The organism is Mesorhizobium sp. M1027, from assembly GCF_040318745.1.
Classification (GTDB): Bacteria; Pseudomonadota; Alphaproteobacteria; order Rhizobiales; family Rhizobiaceae; genus Mesorhizobium.
In genome coordinates this window covers 40243-47314 of record NZ_JAMYMW010000021.1, presented here as the reverse complement: position 1 = coordinate 47314, position 7072 = coordinate 40243, and the positions used below count along the sequence as shown (strand labels likewise).

At 64.8% G+C, this 7072-nt stretch carries 6 protein-coding genes; 1 reads left to right on the top strand and 5 read right to left on the bottom strand.

Going from position 1 to position 7072, the window contains the following annotated elements:
- Positions 1-244: 244 nt before the first annotated feature.
- Positions 245-1687 carry a DHA2 family efflux MFS transporter permease subunit gene (locus NKH50_RS28395; RefSeq protein ID WP_352882488.1) on the top strand — a complete coding sequence of 481 codons (1443 nt, stop codon included), beginning with the start codon at positions 245-247 and terminating at the stop codon, positions 1685-1687.
- An 85-nt stretch (positions 1688-1772) separates the two neighbouring features.
- Here the strand turns inward: NKH50_RS28395 and NKH50_RS28390 are convergent, their stop codons facing one another.
- Genes NKH50_RS28390 through NKH50_RS28370 form a run of 5 tightly spaced genes read right to left on the bottom strand, consistent with a single transcriptional unit; the run spans position 1773 to position 7069 of the window.
- Positions 1773-2660 carry an amidohydrolase family protein gene (locus NKH50_RS28390; protein WP_352882485.1) on the bottom strand — a complete coding sequence of 296 codons (888 nt, stop codon included), beginning with the start codon at positions 2658-2660 and terminating at the stop codon, positions 1773-1775.
- On the bottom strand, positions 2660-3793 hold the full coding sequence (locus tag NKH50_RS28385; protein ID WP_352882483.1) for a vWA domain-containing protein: 1134 nt from the start codon (positions 3791-3793) through the stop codon (positions 2660-2662). The genes NKH50_RS28390 and NKH50_RS28385 overlap by 1 nt, the downstream gene beginning before the upstream one ends.
- Positions 3790-4686 carry an AAA family ATPase gene (locus NKH50_RS28380; RefSeq protein ID WP_352882481.1) on the bottom strand — a complete coding sequence of 299 codons (897 nt, stop codon included), beginning with the start codon at positions 4684-4686 and terminating at the stop codon, positions 3790-3792. Before NKH50_RS28380 ends, NKH50_RS28385 begins: the two co-directional genes overlap by 4 nt.
- A gap of 9 nt (positions 4687-4695) precedes the next feature.
- On the bottom strand, positions 4696-5700 hold the full coding sequence (locus NKH50_RS28375) for a xanthine dehydrogenase family protein molybdopterin-binding subunit (RefSeq protein WP_352882479.1): 1005 nt from the start codon (positions 5698-5700) through the stop codon (positions 4696-4698).
- Position 5701: 1 nt separating this feature from the next.
- Positions 5702-7069: a xanthine dehydrogenase family protein molybdopterin-binding subunit gene (locus NKH50_RS28370; RefSeq protein WP_352705165.1), complete on the bottom strand. Its 1368-nt coding sequence runs from the start codon at positions 7067-7069 to the stop codon at positions 5702-5704.
- Positions 7070-7072 lie beyond the last annotated feature (3 nt).

Sequence of the window (7072 nt, the reverse complement as noted above, 5' to 3'; positions counted from 1 at the left end):
GCCTCCACTCCAGCCAGCATCTTGAATCACAGAACCGACTGATCGGGAATCCCCTTCGATTCCGTCAAATCAGGAACCGCTCTAGGTCATCGCATGGCCGCCTGCGATGCCACACGAAAGTTTGTTGGACCAGGTCTGGACGGCACCGGCCAGATGCTGTTGAAACCGGTGCGTCATCGGTTTGCCGGACAATTGCGCGGTTGCCGATGGAGCGGGTGAAAATTCCCCTTCGGACAGTCTGTGTATGACCGCCATTCCCGAAAACAAAGCCTTGCCCGAAACCGCGCCGGCGGCGCGGCAAGCTCGGCGGGTGGCACTGATCGTCGCCGTCGCCTTTTTCATGCAGCTTCTGGATTCGACCATCATCTCGACCTCGCTGCCGCAGATGGGAGAATCCTTCGGCGTGCCCGCGGTGGCGATGAGCATCGGCATCACCGTCTATATGCTGACCATGGCGGTGTTCGTGCCGCTGTCCGGTTGGCTCGCCGACCGTTTTGGCGCGCGCAACATCTTCCTCGTTGCGATCGCCCCGTTTACATTGGCCTCGCTCGTTTGCGGCATCTCACAGAACCTGGCCGAGTTCGTTGCCGCGCGCGCGGTGCAGGGCCTGGCCAGCGCGCTGATGACGCCGGTCGGCCGCATCCTGGTGCTGCGCAATGCACCGAAATCCGAGCTTCTCAACGCCACGGCGCTGATCACCTGGCCGGCGCTGTTTGCGCCGGTGGTCGGGCCGGTGCTTGGCGGCTTCATCACCACTTATCTCTCCTGGCACTGGAATTTCTTCATCAACATCCCGCTTGGGGTTGCCGGTTTGGCGCTGGTCGCCCGCTTCATTCCGGGCGACCGCGAAGCCGGAGCCAAGCCGCTCGACTGGCCGGGCTTCCTGCTGACTTCGGTGGGGCTCGCCTCGATGCTCTACGGCCTCGAGCGCATCGCGCATCCGCAAAACGGTGTGTTGCCGACCGTGGCACTGCTCGGCACGGGCATTTTGGTCGGCTGGCTGGCGGTGCGGCATCTGCGACGCGCCAACCATCCGCTGCTCGATCTCACAGCTTTCAAGGTGCAGACTTTTGCCGTCTCAACGCTGTCGGCCGGCACGATTTTCCGAATCGCCATCAACGCCACGCCGTTCCTGCTGCCGCTTTTGTTCCAGGTAGGCTTCGGACTGAGCCCAATCGATGCGGGCATGATGATCCTGGCCTATTTCTTCGGCAACCTCGGCATGAAGGCGGTGACGTCGCCGACGCTGAGGCGCTTCGGCTTCCGTTCGGTGCTGATCGTCAACGGGGTGATCGCCTCCTTGTCGATCACGGCCTGCGCGGCGCTTTCGCCGCAGACGCCGCAAGCGTTGGTGGTGGTGCTGATGCTGATCGCCGGACTGTCGCGTTCGATGCAGTTCACCGCGCTCAACACACTGGCCTTCGCCGATGTGGCCCCACCTCAGCGCAGCTCGGCGGCGACGTTATCCAGCATGCTGCAACAGGTGGCGATGCTGTTCGGCGTGGCGGTGGCGGCGGCACTGCTCAACCTGTCGCAGATCGCCAGGGGCGCGGCAGCGCTCGATCTGATCGACTTCCGCCTTGCCTTCCTGGTGATCGGCGCAATCGGGCTCGCGGCCTCGTGCCGCTTTCTGGCGTTGCCGAACGCTGCCGGCGCCGAGGTCTCGGGCCATGTTTTGCGGAGCTGAAATCGGCCGCAGTTGTCCGTCCTGTGTCGGCGGAGGCGGGGAGCTTTTCCTTCTCCCACAACAAGGGGAGAAGGAAAGAGCGGCGCTACACCGGCCGATATATCTTCTCCGCCGTGTTCCAAAAGACATCCGCCTCGGCGGTCGCGCCGTGTTTTGCCACGGCCTGCCGGTGCGCCCTGATCAGCTCGGCGTGGCTGGTCCACAGTTTCTCGATCGGGAAGTTCGAGCCGAACATCAGATGATCGCTGCCGAGGATGTCGATGGCATTGTCGACGATATAGCCGATGAGCGCCGGATCGTTACGGTGGACGAAGGTGCCGAGGCCGGACAGCTTTGCATAGAGGTTGGGCGCCGCTGACAGCGTGCGCAGCCCTGCCTTCCAGGCCTCGGTGGTTTCGGGCTCCAAGCCGGTCAGCATGCCGGCGTGGGTGAGAATGAAATTGGTCTCGGGGTTCTCGCCGACGAGCGTCAGCCCATCCTTCATCTGGTCGGGGAAAACCTGCAGGTCGAAGGACAGGCCGTAATCCTTGAGCCGCGCGACATTGGCCCGCACCTTCGGGTCGATGACCTGATCGGCCGAGGCGGCGAAGCGGAAGGCCGGCGTTTCGTGCCAGTGCAGCTGCATGCGCACGCCGCGCAGCAGCGGGTATTTGATCAGCGGGTCGATCTGGGAACGCACGTCGTCCACGGTCATGTCGGCATAGCCGACGATGGCGTGCGGCCAGCCGGTTTCTTCCGCGGTCTTCTGCAGGAAGGCGACCTCGTTCTCGAAATCCTCCTTGGCCCAGTTGGTCTGGACATAGACCGCCTTCTCGACGCCCGAGCCTTGCTGGTCGGCAAGGAATTCCTCGATCGGATAGTCGCGGCGGATCGGCTCGTAGGGGCCAAAGATGCGCGGGACCATCGGCCCGACCAGCCACGGCTGGTCCTTTTGGCGCCAGATGTGGAAATGCGCGTCGATCGCCTTCTGCATCACGAAACCCTCTTCCAGATTGCCGCGGCCACGGGGGCGGGGCGGGCGAGCGACAGGATGAAATCGGTGAGGCCCGCGATGGACGAGCCGTCGACCAGGTCGTCGAGCATCGGCAGGATGGCGCGAAGTGCTGCCGTTGCCGGCTGGAAACGCGGATCGCCGGCCAACGGCGTCGCCAGGGAGAGTCGGAAGGCGCGGGCACTCAGCCGGCGCATCGCCATTTCCAGCTCGGCATGATCGCCGCGCTCGAGCGCATCCGACAGGATGACGATTGCCGCCCCGCGTGCAAAGGCGGAGAAGCGCGGCACCGAGAGGAAGGCTAGCAGCGTTGGACCCATGCGGGTGCCGCCGTCCCAGTCGTCGACCTGGGCAGCGGCGCGGGCCAGCGCCTGGTCGCGGTCGCGAATACGCAGCGCCGAGGTGATGCGGGTCAGCCGTGTGCCGAAAGTGAATACCTCCGCCCGGTCGGCGCCTTGCACCGCCGCGTGTGCCAGCTTGAGATAGTCCGATGTGTAGTGCTTCATCGAGCCCGAAACGTCGATCAGGATGAGAAGCTTGCGCGGCACTGTCTGCCGCCGGCGCAGCAGCGGCGAGGGGATATCGCCGTCGGCACTGACGATTTCGCGCAGCGAGCGGCGCAGGTCGAGCTTGCCGCGCGCATGCGTGCGCACGGTGCGGAAGGACCGGCGGGCGGGCAAAGCGGTGGCGAGCTTGCGGCGGAAGGCGGCAAGCCCGTCGCGATCGCGCTGGAACTCGCGGACGCTCAACTGTTCGCTGGCCGAAGACAGTTCGCCGCCTTGCTCCTGGCGGACCACCTCGATTTCTTCTTCGCCCGTTGCACCATCGTCCTTGATGCGGGTTTCCTCGTCGGCATCGCCTTCGACCAGCGCCGCGGCATCCCCATAGAAATGGCTCCGGAAATGCGCCTCGAATTCGTCGCGGCGGTCGGGCGGCGGCGCCAGCGTGGCGAGGGCCGCTTCGCGGATGTCGGCCATCGAGCGTGGGCCGAGCAACGTAACCGCCTGCATGAAACCGGAGACCTGCTCGGGCGCTACCGGGAAGCCGTAGCGGCGCAGCAGCCGGCCGAAGCCGAGGAAGGGTGCTGCCCCTTGAGGCAGGCCCGCCGCGCTCACGCCAGCGCCTCCTCGATAATCTTGCCGAGCTCGGGCGCGATGCAGGAAAAGTCCTCCTCGTCTTTGATCAGCACGCCGATGGCGCGGCGGAAGGCTTCCGGCCAGGGGCTGCCGCCCTTTTCGAGGATGGTGGCGGCATTGGCCCATTCGACCGCCTCGGCGATGCCTGGCGGCTTGGCCAGCGGACGCGCGCGGATGTCGCGCACGGCGGAAGCCACGGCGCGCGCCGTGGCCTCGGCGACGTCGCGGGCGCGCAGCATGATGATCTCGGCCTCGCGAATGGCGTCGGGATAGGTGATCCAGTGATAGACGCAGCGCCGCCGCAGCGCTTCGGCCAGTTCACGGGTGCGGTTCGAGGTCAGGATGACGATCGGCTGCGCCGTCGCGCGAATGGTGCCGCGCTCGGGAATGCTGATCTGGAAATCGGACAGGAACTCCAGCAGCAGCGCTTCGAATTCATGGTCGGAACGGTCGATTTCGTCGACCAGCAGCACGCGCTTTTCCGGCGCCTTCAGCACCTGCAGCAGCGGCCGCGCGATCAGGAAACGGTCATCGTAGATGTCGACCTCGTGCTCGCCGGCATGGCGGATGGCGAGCAGCTGGCGCTGGTAGTTCCACTCGTATAGCGCATGTGCGGCGTCGATGCCTTCATAGCATTGCAGCCGCACCAGATCGCGCCCGAGCAGTTCGGCTATCGCCTTCGCCGCTTCGGTCTTGCCGACGCCGGGGGCGCCTTCTAGCAGCAGCGGCTTACCCAGCCTGATCGCCAGGAAGATTGCGGTGGCCAGGCTTTCATCGGCGAGATAGCGCGAGGCGGCGAGGCGGAACGCCACCGCCTCCGGCGAGGTCGCGACTGTCTCTGCGCTTGAAGTCCGGGCGCTTCTCTTGGGCATTTCCAGCACTCAGTTCGATGCTTGCGCCTTCAGCGCCCGCAGGATGCGCTCCGGCGTGATCGGCAGCGTGTCGATGCGCACACCGACGGCGTCGAAGACGGCGTTGGCCACCGCCGGGATTTGCGGGTTGGCGCACATTTCGCCCGGCCCCTTGGCGCCGTACGGCCCGTCGGCCGAGGGCCTCTCCAGCACGATGATCTCGGTTTGCGCGAGATCGCCAGGACCCGGCATCAGATACTGGTTGAAGTCGGTGCCGCCATGGTCGCGGTTGGGATAATAGGGCTCGGTCGTTTCGTAGAGAGCATGGCTGATGCCCATCCACGAACCGCCGACGAGCTGCTGCTCGACCATTTTCGGGTTCAGCGCGCGGCCGATCTCAAAGACGTTCTTCACCGTCAGCACGGTGACTTCGCCGGTCTCGTCATCGACCTCGACCTCGGCAACCGTGCAGGCGTGGGCGTAGCAGGTCGACGGCTTCATCGCGCCGGTTTCCTTTTCGGGATAGGAGCGGGGAATCAAAAACATGCCGCGGCCGGAAATCGAGCGGCCGCGCTTGAAATGCGCCGACAGCGCGACATCGAAGATCGAGATCGATTTTTGTGGCGCGCCCTTGACCAGGATGTTGCCCTGGCCATCAGTCTCGAGGTCCGACGCATTCACCTCCAGCTCCTCGGCCGCTACTGCCAACATCACCTGGCGGGCTTCCCTGGCCGCCTCGATGACGGCGTTGCCGGCGCGGTGCGTGCCACGCGAGGCGAAGGTGCCCATGCAGTGCGGACCGGTGTCGGTGTCGGCGGTGTCTACGACGACACGGTCGGTCGGCACGCCGATCGTCTCGGCGCAGATCTGCGCCATGATCTGCTTCATGCCCTGGCCAAGATCGACACTCGACAGCGTCACCATGAAATTGCCGGTCGGCGTCGAATGCACCAGCGCCTGGGTCGGGTCGCCGCCGAGATTCATGCCGGTCGGATAGTTGATCGCGGCAACGCCGCGTCCGCGCCTGATCGCCATCTCAAGCTCCCTTCGCGTAAGACGACATCGCCATGAACTTCTCCGCCACCGGCCAGTTGGCGGCGCGTGAGGCTTCCTGCATGCACTCGATCAGCGCCGCTCCCTCGGTCGGCTGGCGATGCGCCTTCATGTCGCCGTCGCGGTAGGCGTTGATGAAGCGGAATTCGAGCGGGTCCATGCCGATCAGCCGTGCGAGCTTGTCCATCTGCACCTCGAGCGCGAAATCGCCGATGGTGACGCCGAAACCGCGCATCGCCGAGGACGGGGTGCGGTTGGTGTAGACGCAATAAGTGTCGATCCAGACGTTCGGGATCGTATACGGGCCGGGATAGTGGCCTGCGCCCTTCTGCGCGCCGTAGGGCGAATGGCGCGAATAGGCGCCGGCATCGGTGTAGCCGGTCACTTTGCGCGCGACGATGCGGCCGTCGTTCATGACGCCGTCCTTGATGACGACCTTCTCGGCGGCGCGCGGCGAGGAAATCTGCATCTCTTCCTCGCGGCTGTAGATAAAACAGACCGGTCGTCCTGTTATTTTGGCGCCAAGGATGGCGATCGGCTCGACGATGACGTCGACCTTGCCGCCGAAGCCGCCGCCGACGGTGCCGCCGACGAAATGCAGCTTGTTGCCGGGCATCTGCAGGATGATCGAGGTGTTGTCGAGGGTGAAGAACATCGCCTGCGTGTTGGTGTAGCAGGTGAAGCGGTCGTTACCCTCGGGTGCGACGATGCAGCCTGTCGTCTCGGTCGGCGCATGCTCGATCGGTGAAGACTGGTAGGTCTGTTCGAGCACGTGGTCGGCTCCGGCAAAGCCTGCCTCGACATCGCCGAAGCGCACCTTGCGGCATTTGCCGCTGTCGTAGAGGTAATAATTGCGGCCGTGATATTCGTTGACGATCGGCGCGCCGGGCTTCAGCGCTTCGTCCATGTCGAAGACGGCCGGCAGCACCTCGTAATCAACCTTGACCTTGGCGGCGGCTTCCTGGGCGGCACGCTCGGTATCGGCCAGCACCGCCACCACCGCCTCGCCCTTCCAGCGCACCTTGCCGTCGGCCAGCACCGTCTCGTCCTCCGGCCCGATCTGGATCAGGATCAGGATGGTGTAGACATTGTGTGGCACATCCTTGGCGGTCAGCACCTTGACGACGCCTGGGTGCTTTTCCGCTTCGGATATGTCGATGCTGCGGATGCGGGCGTGGTGGTGCGGGCTGCGCACCATCTTCAAATGCAGCATGCCGGGAAAATTGCGGTCGGCGAAATAGGTGGTCTTGCCGGTGACATGGCCGGGTGAATCCGAACGCGGCCGCGGCTGGCCGATCTCGTGCAGATCGTCCTTGCGCTGGTCGGCGAAATAGCTCTTGCGGAGTTCCATTTT

Coding starts and splice junctions, on each gene's coding strand:
- NKH50_RS28395 (WP_352882488.1), top strand. CDS start 245: ATGACCGCCATTCCCGAAAACAAAGCCTTGCCCGAAACCGCGCCGGCG.
- NKH50_RS28390 (WP_352882485.1), bottom strand. CDS start 2,660: ATGCAGAAGGCGATCGACGCGCATTTCCACATCTGGCGCCAAAAGGAC.
- NKH50_RS28380 (WP_352882481.1), bottom strand. CDS start 4,686: ATGCCCAAGAGAAGCGCCCGGACTTCAAGCGCAGAGACAGTCGCGACC.
- NKH50_RS28375 (WP_352882479.1), bottom strand. CDS start 5,700: ATGGCGATCAGGCGCGGACGCGGCGTTGCCGCGATCAACTATCCGACC.
- NKH50_RS28370 (WP_352705165.1), bottom strand. CDS start 7,069: ATGGAACTCCGCAAGAGCTATTTCGCCGACCAGCGCAAGGACGATCTG.